Raw genomic sequence first — 15109 nt, forward strand, 5'->3', positions numbered from 1 at the left:
GTCACGCCCTGAAGGTGAGCCGGTGGACCCACTTGGTGTTGTTCACGCCGGGGTTGGCCGGGACGATGATGCGGGCCGGGTAGCCGTGGTCGAGCGAGAGGTCCGCGCCGTTGACGCGGAGGGCGAGCAGCGCTCGGGGGTCGTGGATCTGGTTGCCGCGCAGCACCACCCTGGTGAAGGGCCCGGGCGGCTGGATCGACTGGACCAGGACGCTTGCGGCGTCGGGCATCCCGGCCAGGGCGGCGAGGTCGGCCAGCCGCAGGCCGCTCCAGTGCTGGTCCTCGGTGGACCATCCCTCCACGCAGGCGATCGGCAGTGCGGCCGCGTGCTGGGGCATCGACAGGAGCTGATCGCGGGTGAGGATCTGTGGCGCTCCGCGTCCGTGGACCTCCAGGCGCCAGGTGGGGCCGACGAGCGCGGGGGTGACGCCGACCTTCGCCGCCGTCTTGTTGATCTGGAAGCTGTTCGGGCCGCTGCCCGGATCGCGGTCGTGCGGTGCGAGCAGCGCTGTGCCGCGCAGCCACCCGCCGATGCTCTGTCCGGCGGTCACGACGAGGAGGAGCAGCGATCCCGCGCCCACCATCCCGAGCGCGCCGCGGCGGGTCATCGTCGGCGGCGCGGGGGCGGTCGCCACCAGGCCGTCGGGATCGGGGGGTTCGGGCACGGTGTGGGCGAGGCCGGTGCGCAGTTCGGTCCGCAGGCTGCGCGAGCGCAGGGCCCGGGTCATCCGCCCGAGTTTCAGGCACACGTGTACGGCGAAGGCTGCGATGAACACCCAGGCGCCGTAGAAGTGCAGGCGGTAGAACGAGCCCGGGAAGACGTAGTAGAGCTGGATGTTGAGGATTCCGGTGACGAACTCGAAGATGACGCCGCCGACCAGCATCAGCAGGGACAGCCGCTCCAGGCCGTGGGCGACGGAGCGTACCGGCAGCCATGCGAACAGCTTCGGGATCACTGACCACAGCTTGGCCAGCAGCACCGGCACGAGGACCACGCCCAGCGTCACGTGGACGCCCTGGAGCAGCCGGTAGAGCCAGTAGGGATGTGTGGGCCAGGCGAAGAGGTAGAAGCCCAGGACGCCCTTGTCGGGGGTCTCGTCGTTGAGAGGGCTCAGATCGGGATTGTAGGCGGCGTAGGAGAGCAGTCCGGTGATGAACAGCACCGGAATACCGATCAGGAGGACCAACCCAAAAGCCGAGGTCAGCCAGGGCCCGCGGATCGGGCTGCGCCAGAATCCGGGGCGGAATGGCCCCGGAGGCGGGGGCAACTGCCCGACACGCTGCGCCGTGGCACGGGTCCGGGCACGGCCCGCAACCGCGGCGGCGGCCAAGGTGCCGCGTACGCGCCTCAGCCGCTGCAGCCGCTTCATCCGTTTCGGTGCCGACGTCTCATCCGGCCGCGGGCGCCGCGACCCGCCGGTCGGGGCCGGACCCGACGGCCGTCCGCCACCTGCCATCGGGCGTCTCCTCCAGTCTTCGAACCGAGTTCACAACGGGACGGCCCTCAATGCAGGGACCCGTGCCGGACAGACAGGACATCTCCAGACCGGCACAGCCAGGTGGGCCGGCCGGGATCGTCTCCTGGTGGCTCTACCGGTGTTCGGGGTTCTCGTAGTCGCGGCGGCAGCCGGCGTCCCAGGCGGTGCGCTGGTTGCCGTAGGCGGGAATGCCGCCGAGATCCTTCAGGGCCCGGGCCAGGTGGAGCAGGTTCCAGGTCATGAAGGTGGTGTTGCGGTTGGTGAAGTCGTTCTCCGGGCCGCCGGAGCCGGGGTCGAGGTAGGAGGGGCCGGGGCCGGCTTCGCCGATCCAGCCGGCGTCCGCCTGGGGAGGGATGGTGTAGCCGAGGTGCTGGAGGCTGTAGAGGACGTTCATGGCGCAGTGTTTGACGCCGTCCTCGTTGCCGGTGATCAGGCAGCCGCCGACCCGGCCGTAGTAGGCGTACTGGCCGGCGTCGTTGAGCAGGCTGGAGCAGGCGTAGAGACGCTCGATGACCCGCTTCGTCACGGAGCTGTTGTCGCCGAGCCAGATCGGGCCGGCCAGCACGAGGATGTCGGCCGCCATGACCTGCCGGTACAGGTCGGGCCAGGCGTCCGTCTCCCAGCCGTGCTCCCGCATGTCGGGCCAGACCCCGGTGGCGATGTCGTGGTCCACGGCCCGGACGACATCGACGTGCACGCCCTGCGCGTCCATGACGGCGGTGCTGCGGTCGATCAGGCCCTGGGTGTTGCTCGTCTCCGGGGAGCGCTTCAGGGTGCAGTTGATCACCAGCGCGCGCAGGTCGTCGTACCGGGCCGGCGGCGCGTCGGTGGCGGGCGGCGAAGCGGTCACACGTCCTCCTGAAAGGCCCTGCCCTCGCATGGCGCGTGGCGAGTCGTCCCTGTCCGGGCTCCAGCGTGCGAGCCCGCAGCGCCAGGTGCCACCGCAGCACCTCCGAATGGCCTCGGTACCGTCCGTCCGCTGTCGTGCGCATTCCGGCACCGGCTGGGAGTCTGGCCCTGTGGCAATCGATGTGATGGTGCGCCGGGTGATCCCGCTGCCGCCCGACCGGGTCGCGGCGTACGCCATGGACTGGCGTCACGACGCGGAGTGGACCCAGGGCATCCGCACGGCCGAGCTGACCCGGGAGGCGGACACCGGCGGGTTCGGCGTGGGCGCCGAGGTCACCCGTACGGCCCGGTTCCTCGGCCGGAGCATCCACTACGTCCTGCGGGTGGCCGGGTACGACCCGCCGCGGCTGCTGGACATGGTCGCCACGGCAGCCCCCATGCCGATGCACGTCACGTACTCGTTCGAGCCCCATCCGCGCGGAACTCTGGCCGGTATCCGGGTTCGAGGCGGCCCAGGGGGCCTGCTGCGGCTGGCCGACCCCCTGACCGCCCGGCAGGTCCGCTCCTCTCTCGCCAAGGACCTGCGCGACCTCGAACACCGGCTCACCGATCACGAAGGCCGTGGATGATGGCGTACGACGAAGGACTCGCCGAGCGGATCCGGCGGCATCTGGGCGCCGACCCGGACATCACCGAGAAGCGCATGTTCGGCGGCGTCGCCTTCCTGCACAGCGGCAACATGGCCGTCGGAGTGACCGGCGACGACCTCATGGTCCGGGTGGGCCCGGAGGCCACGGACGCGGCACTGGCCCGTCCGGGAGCCCGGATCTTCGACATGACGGGCCGCCCGATGCGCGGCTGGGTCGTGGTCGCGTCCTCGGCCGTCACGGAGGACGGGGTTCTCAGCGAGTGGATCGGCCAGGGTTACGCCTTCGCGGCAAGCCTGCCGCCCAAGTAGGTCTTCGCCGCCCCGCCTTCGACCTCTGGTGCCCCGGACGGGAAGGTCCGGGGCACCATGGCCGCGGTGGCCGCTTCTTTACACCGCGGCGATGCCTTCCATGCCGGATTCGGTGAATGGAGGCAGTCTGTCGGTCGTGCCGATTCTGGTCAGCGAACCCTTTCCGGCCGGTACGAAGGCCGTCGACGGTGCCCGACGTCCGTCGCGCGTCACCGGGACGACTCCTGGCCGGTTGAACTGCCGAACAGCGGAACCTTCTTGTTGTCCAGCCCGAGCGGGACGGGGGGTGCGCCTGCTCATGCGTGACTCTTCGGACCTTCGCCACCACCACCGCCGGTCGGTGGTGGCCAGGACCAGAGTCGTCCATGAGGTGAGAGGGTAGAAGGGATTCGACTGGTACGTCAGCTCTCTGTAACAACTCCGCCCACGCTCCGGGTGGCTGATCCTCGCTCGGCGACTTCTGGTCCGCGAGGCGGGGCTGCCGACGCCTCCGGCCGGGCGGTCGTGCCCTTACCTGCCCGTGGGACCGGTCAACCAGGGGCAATGGACGCACGATCCCGCGTCTTCGGGTGCCGCGCCGGAGGGCATGGAGACACCCCCGGCGAGTTTCTGGTTCGGCAGATCGGCAGGTCGGCGGGTGCCGGCCGGCTCAGTGCCCGCTGACGGAGAGTTCGTAGTCGCCGATCAGGTCGCCGAGCAGCGTGCCGGCGGTGAGGTCGCTGGTGACGTGGCCTGCCATGTAGAGGCGGGAGTAGAGGACTTCGGCCTGCATCCACTGGTAGTCCGCGGCGCGGTGCGGGGAGAGGGCGCTGAGGAAGGTCACGGCCGCGGCGGAGCGGGTCGCGTGCCGGGAGGGGTAGGAGTACGGGCCCTTGGCGCCGGACGTGATGTGCTTGTCCGGGCGGAGGGACGGGTCGAGGACGAACGGGGCCGGTTGCCTGTCCTTGGCCGCCAGCTGGTCGCTGATCGTCTTGGCCAGCTTCAGGGCCGCCTTCAGCGCGGCCTTCTCGGTCTTGCCGCGCGCGGCGGGAATCAGTTCGCGCTGGTCGTGGAGATAGAGCTTCCAGACGTCCTTCTTGCCGTGCAGCTCCAGCCAGGTCGCGGCCTTTTTCCCCGCCGCCGTGCGGGTCTTGGCGAGGGCCTGGTCCTGGCGGAGTTCGGCGGTGCGCTGCTTCGCCGACGGCGGGGCCGGGACCTGCTGCGCCGCCCAGGCGGTGAACGCCTTGTCGTCGCGGGTGGTGCCGTGGGCCTTCCGCCACTCGGCGAAGAGTGCGTCGGCCTTCGTGCGCTGGGCGTCGGCCGCGTTGCCGATCGCCGCGATCTCGGCGTCCGTGAAGAGCGGGGGCGGCGGGTCCTGCTTGATCAGGTCCGTCGCGCTCGGGTTCTTCACCGCGGCGGTGACCGCCGTGACCAGCTGCGGCCGCAGGGTGCTGATGGCCACGGCCGCGAGGGCGAGCAGGGCGATCAGCGGATAGCGCCATTTGACGCCGCGCAGGACGTTCATGCGGCGGGGATCCTTTCGGGGAGCGGTGCCGGAAGCGGTGCCGAGTGCGCTTCGGTGGTGAAGTGGGCGCGGGCGAGGCGGCGTACGTCGTTGTCGGGCAGGCCCGGAGTGAGCAGGGACTGGCCGATGACGTACTTGCTGAGCGAGACCGGCCGGACGCCCATGCCGAGCAACAGCCGGTCGGCGGGGGCGGGGCGCGCTCCGCCCTTCGTCTCGACCAGGACATACCCGGGGTCGAGTGCGGCGGTGCGGTCGTCCCGACGGCAGCTGAGGGTGGAGTCGAGGGTGACGCGGCTGCCGTGGCGGAGGTCGGCCAGGGCCGCGCGGACGTACCGGACCTCCACGGCGGCGGACAGCTCTTCGACCGCGACAGGGACACCAGCCTGCTCCAGCATCGACTCGGTGAACTCGGCCGCGGAGCCGCTCAGTTCGCCGTACTCGGCGGCCGGGACCCGCAGGGCGTGCTTGACCGTGGCGCCGCGGCCGTCCTTCGTCTTCACCTCCACCCGGCACAGTCCGTCCTCGGCGTAAAGGCGGGTGCGGACCTTCCAGCGCCGCCGCCGCTGCTGGACGTGGCCGCGCCAGGCGCCCAGCTCCGGGGTGTCGAAGTACGTACTGAGGTAGTTCGTCGTACGACGGCCGGTGCCGAGGTCGAGGACGTGGTGGCTGTCGGCGAGGTGGGCGACGAGGCGGCGGGCCCGGTCGAGCGGGACCAGGTACTTGCGGTCCACGCGGTGCTGGAGCGCCGCCGCCGCGTCCACTTCGGCGAGGGTCGCGCCGCGCAGCTGCGACAGGCCCAACCGGGCGGCCAGGGGCGAGTCGAGGCTCACGGCGCCATCACCGGCTCACTCGGCCCGGAGTCCGAAACGACGGTCGGCTCGGCGTCCGCGGCGACGGCCGGCTCGGCGGGGTAACGGGCGGAGACCCGGGTGGTCTCACGGACGTAGTCGACCTCGTCCACGACCACCGACAGCGGCGCCTGACCGAAGCGGAAGGCCACGTCGGCGGCGATCACAGCCGGGTCCGGGTAGATCCGGTCGAGGGTGAGTTTCACCGTCCGGGTCGGCGGCGCGTACGACGTGGGGTCGTCGACCACGAGGACGGCGACGAGCACCACCACGTCCAGCGCGACCACGAGCCAGGTCTGCCGCTGCGGCAGGCCCGTGCACAGGGCGATCACCAGGCTGACGAAGGTGTAGGCGACGTCCCGGAGGGTGAACGCCGCGCTGCGCAGCCGGACCAGGGAGAGGATGCCGAACAGCCCGAAGCCGACCCCGGCCGGGAACTTGCCTGCGCTGATCGTGCTCATCGCGGCGAACAGGCCGATGTTCAGCGCGGCCAGCACCAGCGGCATCGCGGGCACGCTGGGCCGGCGCCGGTAGAGCCGGCCGACCAGGATCAGCAGGGCGAGGACGTCGAGACCGCCGCGGGTCATCAGATCGGTGACCGTGAGGTGGTCGGTGATGCCCTTGGCGGCGAGCACCGATGCGTGCATGGGGGTCCCTTCCGTCACGGCACGTCGGACGGGGACCGGTCGCGGTCCGCGGTGCACCGCGACCTGAAGGACGGTAGGGATGTCACATGAACAGACCATGAAGCCTTCCCGGTGGCCGTGGTGTGCCGGGCGCGCGGTTAGCCTGACCGGCATGCACTGCCTGGTCGTCGACGACGAGACCCGCCTGACCGATCTGGTCGTCCGCTACCTGACCGAGTCCGGCCACACCGCCGAGGGCCGCTACGACGGGCCCTCCGGCCTCGCCGCCGCCCGCGATCCGCGCCTGGACGCCGTACTCCTGGACGTGATGCTGCCCGGCATGGACGGCGTCGAGGTGTGCCGGACGCTGCGCGGCGAGGGCATCGACGTTCCCGTGATCCTGCTCACCGCGCGTGGCGCGATCAGCGAGCGGGTGGCCGGGCTCGACGCCGGCGCCGACGACTACGTGGTCAAGCCGTTCGCGATGGAGGAGCTGCTGGCCCGGCTGCGGGCGATATCCCGGCGGCGCCCCGAGTCGTCCGGGCGGCTGCGGGTCGGCGACCTCGTCCTCGACCCCGAGCAGCAGCGGGCCTGGCGGGCGGACGCCGAACTGGAGCTGTCCCGGCGGGAGTTCGACGTACTGCGGGTGCTGATGGAGAACGCCGGGTGCGTGGTCACCCGGCTCCAGCTGCTCGACGAGGTCTGGGACGGCGAGACCGACCTGCGCAGCAACGCGATCGACGTGCACGTCTCCAAGGTGCGCGGCAAGGTCGACCGGGCCTTCGGCCGTACGACGATCACGACCCTGCGCGGACGCGGGTACCGCCTGGAGACCGCCCCGTGAGCCGTCCCACCGGGCGACTGCGGCGACTGTCCTGGCCGTGGTTCCGGCGGCTGCCCGTCGTCGCCCGTCTGGTACTGGCCGTCGCCGTCACCATGTCGCTGGTGCTGGCGGCTGCGGCGGGCCTGGTCTACTGGCGGGTCCAGGCCGCCCTGGACCGGCAGCTGAACGACGACCTGACCACGTACCAGCGCAGCCTCGACCAGGCCGTACGGGCCAAAGGACAGCTCCCGCCGGGCCCCAGCGGCAGCCTCCGGCAGGTCCTCGACGCACAGGGCCGGGTCCTGGTCTCCAGCGACGCCCTTCGCGGCCGGTCGCTGCTGACCCCGGCCGAGCTGGGCGCCGCCGCGCACGGAGTCACCGTCCGGCGTGACGTCGGCTCCCTGCTGCCGATCACCTCGGACACCCTGCGGCTGCAGGCCGAGCGCGTCACGGTCGGCGGGCAGGGCCGGATCGTGGTCGTCGCCGTCCGACGCGGACACCGCGACGAGGCGCTGCGTGAACTCCTCGCCCAGCTGGCCCTCGCCTCCGGCCTGACCCTGATCGCCGCCTCCTACGTCGGCTACCGCACCGCACGCGCCGCCCTGCGTCCCGTCGAGCGCTACCGCGGCGGTGCCGCCGGTCTCGCCGACGGCGTCCAGAACCTGCGCCTTGACGTGCCCGCCGACCGCGACGACGAGATCACCCGGCTCGGCCACACCCTCAACCACATGCTCGACCGCCTGGCGGCGTCCGCCGAACGCGAGCGCCGGTTCGTCGCGGACGCCAGTCACGAACTGCGCACCCCGCTGACCCTGATGCGCGCCGAACTCGACGTCGCCCTGCACCGTCCCCGCTCCGCCGCCGAACTCACCGAGACGCTCCGCTCGGTGGACAGCGAGGTCCAGCGCCTGATCGAGCTCTCCAACGCCCTGCTGGACCTGGAGGAACTCGGCACCGCCCAGCACCTCAGCCGGGCCCCCACCGACCTCGCCGACCTCGTCGGCGCCGCCGTCGCCCCCCATCGGCGTACCGCCGAGCGGGAGGGACGGGCCGTGACCGTCGACGCCCCCCGCGCGGTCGTCGACGTCGACGACCGCTGGCTGCGGCCCGCCATCGGCAACCTGGTCGACAACGCCCTTCGGCACGGCACCGGGACCGTCCGCCTCACGGCCACCGTCCACGAGGGCGGGCTGCGGCTGTGCGTCACGGACGAGGGGAGCGGCTTCCCGCCGGAGTTCCTGCCCCGGGCGTTCGACCGCTTCGCCCGCGCCGAGGCCAGCCGCACCGGCGAGGGCTCCGGCCTGGGGCTGGCCTTCGTCCAGGCGGTGGCCACCGCCCACGGCGGTACCGCGCACGCCGAGAACACCGAGCGCGGGGTCCGCGTCGTCCTCGCCCTGCCCTGCTGACCGGCACACAGGCCAGGGGGCCGCGTACGGTGGGGGCATGGCGCCGCCTCTGCCGGGCCCGCTGGCCCATCTGGCCCCGCTGCTCACCCACTACGGCTACTGGGCCGTCGGCGGTGTCGTCCTCGTGGAGGACTTCGGTGTGCCCGCGCCGGGGGAGACGATCCTGATCGCCGCGGGGGTCTACGCGGGGGCGGGAGACCTGAACATCGTGGCCGTGGCGGTCATCGCGTTCGCCGCCGCCGTCGTCGGGGACAACGTCGGCTATCTGATCGGCCACACCGACGGACGGGCCTTCGTGCACCGCTGGGGCCGCTATGTGTTCCTGACGCCGAAGCGCTTCGAGGCGGCCGAGGAGTTCTTCACCCGCCACGGCGGCAAGATCGTCACCGTCGCCCGCTTCGTCGAGGGACTGCGCCAGGTCAACGGCATCATCGCGGGCACCAGCGGCATGCGCTGGCGCCGCTTCCTGGTCTTCAACGCCCTCGGTGCCGCGCTGTGGGTCGGTCTGTGGGCGACTCTGGCCTATGTGGCGGGCAGCCACATCACCGCGATCTACGACGAGATCAGCCGCTACCAGCTCTACGCGCTCATCGCCCTCGGCGTCCTGGTCGCCGCGCTCGTCCTCCGGCACGTACTGCGCCGCCACCTGCACCAGGACTGACCCGGAGACCGTTCAACTCTCCGGCTCGGGTACAGCCGGCACGCGGCGACGGCGAGCGAGCGCGACCACCGCGCCCAGCCCGATCAGGGCCGCGAGCGCCCCGTAGCCGTAAGTGAGGGTGGCGAGCGAGGCTACGGCGGCGACGAGCAGCGGCCCGCCCGCGTCGCCGAGTTCGCGACCGAGTTCGGCGGCGCCCATCGTCTGGCCGAGGCGCTCCGCGGGCGTGCCCGCGGCCAGCGCGGCGAAGCCGAGCGGGGTGATCAGCCCGGTACCGGCGCCGGTCAGCACGGCGGCGGAGAGGATGCCGGTGAGACCGGGCAGCATGGCGCAGGCCAGCCCGGCGGCGGTGAGCAGCAGCCCGGCGGTGAGGCCGGCGCGTGTCGTCAGGCGCCCCGCGTCCAGAGCGCGCCCGGCCCGCGGCTGGACCAGTGCCGCGGTCGCGGCAAGCACCGACACGGCGGCGCCGGTGGCGACCGTGCCCAGCCCCGCCACGCGGCCGGACACCGGCAGGAACCCGACCCCGACCGACAGCGCCGCGGTGGCGGCGGCCAGCGCGGCGGTCGGGGCGAGGAACACCGGTTCGGTGAGGCGGCGGGCCAGGTCGAGGACCGTCTGCCGGTCCTTGGGCAGCGGCGGTACGACGGGAACGGCAAGCACGGCCCAGACGGCGACCGCGGTGCCGAGCACCGCAAGGACCGCGAACAGCAGCCGCAGTCCTCCGGCCCAGACCAGGACCCCGCCGAGCAGCGGGCCGAGGGTGTAACCGATCGACTTGTAGAAGCCGTAGCTGCCGAAGGCCCGGCCGCGCTTGGCGGCCGGGTTGAGCCGGGCGACCAGCGCGGACGCCGACGGGGAGAAGGCGGAGGCGGCCGCGCCCTGGCCGAGGCGGGCGGCCCAGAGCCAGCCGGGGCTGTCGGCGAGGACGTACAGCGCGGAGGCGAGGGCGAAGGCGGCCAGGCCGCCGAGCAGGACCGGGCGGGCGCCGACGCGGTCCGCGAGGGTGCCGAACACCGGCTTCAGCACCACCTCGGCGCCGTCGTACAGGGCGAGCAGGCCGCCCAGCACCAGCAGCGAGGTGACCGCGTCCGCGCTGTGGCCGCCGAGGTTGGCGGCGATGCCGTGCGCGCCGAAGGCGGTGGTGAACCCGGCCGCGTACAGCGGCCACATCTGCCGGGGCGGAGCCGGCCGCGCGGTCACCGGTCCCCCTCCGGAGTCTGGTGCAGCGCGGCGAAGACGCGTTCCGCGTAGTCCTCGCAGGCGGCCGCGCGCTGCCTGAGCCGTTCGCCGGCCTCGGCCGCCTCCGGAGCGCCGAACACGTCGCGTGCGGTCAGGTCGCGGTGCCAGCGCCGCAGCCGCTCCAGCGACTGCTCCTCTTCCTCCAGCTCGGCCAGCGTGAACTTCGCGATCCGGATCTCCTTGGCCAGCTCCGCCTCGAACTTGCCGCAGTCGGCCAGGAACTCCGTCCAGTCGGCGGACCGGGCGGCGGTGAACAGCGCCTGGAAGCGGGCGGCGTCCTCGGCGCTGCGCCCGGAGGCGTTCAGGGTCATCGCGTGGCCGTCGGCCTGCTCGGTCAGCGTGAGCGCGCGTGCGACGCCGTCGGCGAACACCGGGACGTCCGGCACGGCCCAGATGCCCTGGCCCAGCGAGAGCGCACCGACCTTGCGCAGCTCCCGCCAGACCGCGACCCGGTGCCGGGACGGCTCTGCGGGCAGCTTGATCACGAGGACGAGCCAGCGGCTTCCGGATTCCAGATCAGTCACGCGGCGGAATGTAGCACGCGTTACATTCCAAGGTGTGCGGCAAGGTTTCAGGCGTTGAGCGCCCCAGTCGCCCCCCAACCAGGCAGAGCCGATGACGACGTGCCGCCAGAGCCGTTCCGGCCGTGGCGAACGGGAGCAAGGCCGCAGCCGTATGCGTCACGAGCCACTTGCGACCGTCAGCCCAGGACCCGCTGACAGCCTCGGTCTACCTCAACCAGGATCTGCTCTTCAAGCTGCGGCCGGTGCTGCGCGCACCCTCATTGTGGGCGACCAGGACACGCTTGCCGAGCAGCGCCCCCACCTGCGGTGCGATCTCCCCGAAGGTGGGAGCGCCGGCGAGACGCGCCGGGGTGAGTCCGTGGATGTGCACGGGACCGGGGTCACAACCCGGGTCGAGGAGGGTGGCGAACTCCCCCGTCCGACGGCCGCGTGCGTCCAGCGTGAGGATCGCAAGCGAGAGGACTCGGTCCCGGCCGGGTCTCAGCCCGGAGGTCTCCACGTCCACCAGCGCCCAGTCGTGGAGATAGTCGGGAAGGGTGGGCCACTTCGGACTCGACGCCGGCACGGCCATACGAGGCTCCCCTCCCCCGGGTGCAGCGGGCGGTATGCCCAGTCTGCGGTGATGATCGACCGGTGGGATTTTCGCACGCACCGGGCACCGTTCGCGCCGGATCCGTAACGGAGAGTCAGCGGGGAAGCCGACAAGCTGCTGCTCTGTTGGGCTGGCCTCGGTGCCAGCCGTTCACTCGGTGAACTGACTTTGCTGGGACCGTTGCCGTTGCCGACACCATGACGAACGGCCAGCACCCGTAGCCCGGGACACGCCCCCGCCTATGAAAGTTCCTTCGCCCCTCCATGGCGGACGGCGCGAAGGAACGCCTAAGCGGCAATGGTCAACGGAGCGTCCAAGCGCTCCCACGCTCCAAGGACAGCCTTGTGCGCGTCCGGCTGCAAGTGGGCGTAGCGCTGGGTGGTCTGGAAGCTCTCGTGGCCGAGGAGGTGCTGGACCTCGTAGCGCGAGACTCCCCTCTCGACCTGCCACGAGGCGCAGGTGTGGCGCATGGAGTGCGGCGGGTAGTGCGGGACGAGTTGCTGCTCGCCGTCGGTGTCGAAGTAGTAGGCGGCCTCGGCGGTGGGCCACCAGGTCTGCCGTCGCCAGTTGCTGTCGGCGAGGAGACGGCCGGCCCGGCCCTTGGTGAGGGTGGTGAACGCCACGGCGTCCCGGTCGAGCCGGTGAATGTGGCGTTCGAGGGCCTCCAGGACATGGGGCGGCAGCGGGACTTCCCGGCGGCTCTTGGAGCTCTTGGGGTACTCCTTGATGCCGCTCTTGGTGTCGACCTCCACCACGAACAGCCGCGAGCGGCGCTGGTCGATGCGGTGCCGGTGCAGACCGGACAGTTCTCCCCAGCGCAAACCGGTGCAGAAGCCGAGCAGGCACATCGTCCGCCATGCGGAGGGCAGTCCATCGAGGATGCTCTGTGCCTGGCCGAGCGTGAACCACTGGGGCGGTTTGACCGCGATGGCCGGCAGATCGATGTTGCGGCAGGGGCTGACCGCGAGGACATCGTCGTCGACGGCCGCGCGCATCATCGAGGACGTCAGGTTGTACGCCCTCTTGATCGCGGCGGCCCCCGTCCCCTTCTCCACCAGGGCGCGGATCCAGCTCTGGACGTCCATGCGGGTGATGGCCCGCATCTCCCAGCCGTCCCAATAGGGCAGGACATGGTTCCTGATGAAGGAGGCGTCACCTCGCAGGGTGTGGGGTTCGACGATGCGAGCGTTCCACCACCGGTCGTGCCAGTCACTGAAAGAGATCTCGCCCGCCCGCGGGTCGCGCAGGGTGCCGCGAGCGAACTGGGTCTCCAGATCGGCGCCCGACGCGCGGGCTTGGTCCTGTTGCTGATGAACTCTTCGAGCCCGGCGGCGGGGACGCGTACGCGGGAACGGCCGGGGCCGGTCCGGAGGTCGACGACCGGCAGGTCGCCGGCAGCGATGAAGCGGTAGACGGTTCGGCGGTCGACGTCCAGGGCGGCGGCGACAGCGGGAATGGACAACAGGAGGGCAGGCGTGGGGAGTCCTTGACGGTGCAGGTGGGGTGGGATGGGGCCCGGAAGCGGAATCGAGTGGGGGCAGCCGGGCTGTCGGCCAGTCACAGGGGCAGGTCGACGGGCCTTGTCAGAGACGTGAGGCGTCACAGCAGGAAGGCGTGACGGCGTCGTCGGCACGAAGGCCGGCGTTGTACGGAGCAAGCGGGTGACAGCCCACTTGGTGCTTCAAGCGGAGCCCCAGGCTGGGGTCGGTCTTGCGATGGGGCGGGTGAAGGGACGGCAGGCATGTCCCCCGTCGAGCGCGTGGACCGCCCCACTCGCACGCCCCGCCGGAACCGCCCGCCCCCTGTGGTCGTCTTGTGCGCTGACTGTGTACGAAGCAGGACTGTGGGGGACGTAGTGACGCGGAATGTGACGAAGGCCGGTCTCGTGGTGGTGGCCATGGCGACGGTGCTCGGGGCCTCGGCCTGCGGCGGGGAAGCCGGCGCGGCCGCCGGGAGCAGCGGCGGATCGCTCCCCGCGCACGCGACGACGCAGTCCGTGGCGCCCCCCCGGGACAGGGCGTCGTCCAGCTCGGCGCCAACGTCTCCCGGCACCGTGGGAACGCTGTCCGGGATCGCGCAGACCGCAGCGTCGCCCATCACCCGGCACGTGCCGTGGAACCTGGACATTCTCGACCAGCGGTCGCGGCCCCTGGACGGGAAGTTCACCACCACCGCCACAGGCGGGGGCGTTCACGTCTACGTGATCGATACCGGGATGGACATCGGCCACAAGGAGTTCGGCGGACGCGCCCACCTCGGCGCCGACTTCGTGGGCCCGAAGGACTCCGGTGACTGCTTCAGCGAGGCGGGCGTCGGCCACGGCACGTTCGTCGCGGGCATCATCGGCGGGGCAAAGTACGGGGTGGCGCCCAAGGCGGAGCTCGTACGGGTCCAGGGCATCCTGTGCGAGAGCGAGGGCGGCGGCTCCCCGGCAGCGGCTGAGGCGGCCTTGGTGAAGTCGGTCAAGTGGGTCATTACGCACGCACAGAAGCCCGCGGTGGTGAACATGTCGCTCAACCTCGACCACCGATCGGCGGCCCTGGAGACCGCCGTGAAGAAGATGGTCGACGCTGGGATCCCGACGGTGGTGTCGGCCGGCAACTTCCATGACGACGCCTGCAAGCACTCCCCGGCCGGTGTCCCCGGCACGATCGTCGTCGCAGCCTCCACCTCGAACGACCGCGCATGGAGCGACGGCGGCTCCTACGGATCGGGCTACGGACGGTGCGTGGACCTGTACGCCCCCGGCCAGAAGGTGACAGCCGCCCTCGCCGGCGGCGGTACGACCACGGAGAACGACGGCGCCACGTCCTGGGCCGCGCCGCACGCAACCGGCGTGATCGCCCTGTACCTGTCGGCACACCCCCACGCCACGGCCAACGAGGTCCACGTCTGGCTCGACCACACGGCCACCCCTGGTGTCCTGCGAGGCGTCCCCTCCGGCACCCCCAACCGGCTGCTCAACACCGGCGCCCTCTGACGACCTGCCTCGATCGCCCCGCCGGCACAGTCACATCGCGCCGGCTTCCTGCCTCGTCGAGGTCGAGCTTCGGGCGGAGGACCGCTTGATGATCTCCGGCATGCATCGGAAGTGCCCGGTGAGCCGGATCGTCTCGCTGATGAAGTGACCCGGCAGGTCCCGACACTTCCGATCTATGCCGCGAGGTCCAGCCGGCGTCTCCTAGAAACCTGGGCCGCCCGACACGTCTTCACTCACAACGACGGCATCGTTGACGAGAAGTACCTGACTCGGGTGCCCAGCTCATCCGCCCGGATCGGTCAGCGCCTGGTGCCTAGCGAGGACGCGTGTCGCCGGGCCCTGGACGACGCCAGGACCCCGTGCCAGACGCTCATCGATGTGCTGCGTTAGACGCCAACGAGGGCACATCCATATTTCCGCGCGAAACTCCAGGTCAGTGCCCTCCCATCATCAATCGCTGCACGAGTGACAGGACTCCAGCCACCGGCTGACCGCGTTGGTACATCAGCCGATTCCCCTGGTGTGGTGTCAGTGCGTTGTGGCAAACCGGATCTCGTTCGGAGCCTGCGGGTGCGGGTGATCGCTCGGACTGAGATGCCGGTGCGGTCGTAGGCATGAAGAAACG

Annotated in this window: 14 protein-coding genes and 2 pseudogenes; 6 read left to right on the forward strand and 10 right to left on the reverse strand. The window is 71.5% G+C overall.

What is annotated here, in order from left to right; genetic code table 11:
• Position 1: 1 nt before the first annotated feature.
• Both ABZ887_RS48410 and ABZ887_RS48415 read right to left on the reverse strand, forming a co-directional pair.
• Positions 2–1456 (reverse strand): molybdopterin-dependent oxidoreductase, encoded by a 1455-nt coding sequence (locus ABZ887_RS48410; protein WP_361305625.1) that lies wholly within the window; start codon positions 1454–1456, stop codon positions 2–4.
• A gap of 133 nt (positions 1457–1589) precedes the next feature.
• Positions 1590–2327 carry a flavodoxin family protein gene (locus ABZ887_RS48415; RefSeq protein ID WP_361305627.1) on the reverse strand — a complete coding sequence of 246 codons (738 nt, stop codon included), beginning with the start codon at positions 2325–2327 and terminating at the stop codon, positions 1590–1592.
• 169 nt (positions 2328–2496) lie between these two features.
• On the opposite strand from ABZ887_RS48415, the gene ABZ887_RS48420 reads away from it, so the two are divergent.
• The gene (locus ABZ887_RS48420; RefSeq protein WP_361305629.1) at positions 2497–2955 is read left to right on the forward strand and encodes an SRPBCC family protein; all 459 of its coding nucleotides are present in this window, start codon (positions 2497–2499) and stop codon (positions 2953–2955) included.
• Positions 2952–3284 (forward strand): TfoX/Sxy family protein, encoded by a 333-nt coding sequence (locus tag ABZ887_RS48425; RefSeq protein ID WP_361305631.1) that lies wholly within the window; start codon positions 2952–2954, stop codon positions 3282–3284. The genes ABZ887_RS48420 and ABZ887_RS48425 overlap by 4 nt, the downstream gene beginning before the upstream one ends.
• 649 nt (positions 3285–3933) lie before the next feature.
• On the opposite strand, the gene ABZ887_RS48430 is transcribed toward ABZ887_RS48425, so the two are convergent.
• Genes ABZ887_RS48430 through ABZ887_RS48440 form a run of 3 tightly spaced genes read right to left on the reverse strand, consistent with a single transcriptional unit; the run spans position 3934 to position 6283 of the window.
• On the reverse strand, positions 3934–4788 hold the full coding sequence (locus ABZ887_RS48430) for a phosphatase PAP2 family protein (protein ID WP_361305633.1): 855 nt from the start codon (positions 4786–4788) through the stop codon (positions 3934–3936).
• Positions 4785–5618 carry a polyphosphate polymerase domain-containing protein gene (locus tag ABZ887_RS48435; protein ID WP_361305635.1) on the reverse strand — a complete coding sequence of 278 codons (834 nt, stop codon included), beginning with the start codon at positions 5616–5618 and terminating at the stop codon, positions 4785–4787. Before ABZ887_RS48435 ends, ABZ887_RS48430 begins: the two co-directional genes overlap by 4 nt.
• Positions 5615–6283, reverse strand: a complete 669-nt coding sequence (locus ABZ887_RS48440) for a DUF4956 domain-containing protein (protein WP_361305637.1) — start codon at positions 6281–6283, stop codon at positions 5615–5617. Before ABZ887_RS48440 ends, ABZ887_RS48435 begins: the two co-directional genes overlap by 4 nt.
• A gap of 151 nt (positions 6284–6434) precedes the next feature.
• Here ABZ887_RS48440 and ABZ887_RS48445 point away from each other — a divergent pair, with 151 nt between their 5' ends.
• Genes ABZ887_RS48445 through ABZ887_RS48455 form a run of 3 tightly spaced genes read left to right on the forward strand, consistent with a single transcriptional unit; the run spans position 6435 to position 9152 of the window.
• The gene (locus ABZ887_RS48445) at positions 6435–7106 is read left to right on the forward strand and encodes a response regulator transcription factor (RefSeq protein ID WP_361305639.1); all 672 of its coding nucleotides are present in this window, start codon (positions 6435–6437) and stop codon (positions 7104–7106) included.
• Positions 7103–8491 carry an ATP-binding protein gene (locus ABZ887_RS48450; RefSeq protein ID WP_361305641.1) on the forward strand — a complete coding sequence of 463 codons (1389 nt, stop codon included), beginning with the start codon at positions 7103–7105 and terminating at the stop codon, positions 8489–8491. The genes ABZ887_RS48445 and ABZ887_RS48450 overlap by 4 nt, the downstream gene beginning before the upstream one ends.
• Before the next feature lie 37 nt (positions 8492–8528).
• Positions 8529–9152, forward strand: a complete 624-nt coding sequence (locus tag ABZ887_RS48455; protein ID WP_361305643.1) for a DedA family protein — start codon at positions 8529–8531, stop codon at positions 9150–9152.
• A 12-nt stretch (positions 9153–9164) separates the two neighbouring features.
• On the opposite strand, the gene ABZ887_RS48460 is transcribed toward ABZ887_RS48455, so the two are convergent.
• From ABZ887_RS48460 to ABZ887_RS48480, 5 genes and pseudogenes are all read right to left on the reverse strand, one after another.
• Positions 9165–10319 carry an MFS transporter gene (locus ABZ887_RS48460; RefSeq protein ID WP_361305651.1) on the reverse strand — a complete coding sequence of 385 codons (1155 nt, stop codon included), beginning with the start codon at positions 10317–10319 and terminating at the stop codon, positions 9165–9167.
• Between the two features lie 26 nt (positions 10320–10345).
• Positions 10346–10912: a Chromate resistance protein ChrB gene (locus tag ABZ887_RS48465; RefSeq protein WP_361305645.1), complete on the reverse strand. Its 567-nt coding sequence runs from the start codon at positions 10910–10912 to the stop codon at positions 10346–10348.
• A gap of 259 nt (positions 10913–11171) precedes the next feature.
• Positions 11172–11483 (reverse strand): annotated as a pseudogene (locus ABZ887_RS48470) (exonuclease domain-containing protein); the annotation flags it as partial.
• 308 nt (positions 11484–11791) lie between these two features.
• On the reverse strand, positions 11792–12778 hold the full coding sequence (locus ABZ887_RS48475) for a tyrosine-type recombinase/integrase (protein ID WP_361305653.1): 987 nt from the start codon (positions 12776–12778) through the stop codon (positions 11792–11794).
• Between the two features lie 38 nt (positions 12779–12816).
• Positions 12817–13137 (reverse strand): annotated as a pseudogene (locus ABZ887_RS48480) (helix-turn-helix domain-containing protein); the annotation flags it as partial.
• Between the two features lie 222 nt (positions 13138–13359).
• Between ABZ887_RS48480 and ABZ887_RS48485 the strand changes: the two are divergent.
• Positions 13360–14484 carry a S8 family peptidase gene (locus ABZ887_RS48485; RefSeq protein ID WP_361305647.1) on the forward strand — a complete coding sequence of 375 codons (1125 nt, stop codon included), beginning with the start codon at positions 13360–13362 and terminating at the stop codon, positions 14482–14484.
• Positions 14485–15109 lie beyond the last annotated feature (625 nt).

The sequence above is a fragment of the Streptomyces sp. NPDC047061 genome, assembly GCF_040643955.1.
GTDB lineage: Bacteria > Actinomycetota > Actinomycetes > Streptomycetales > Streptomycetaceae > Streptomyces.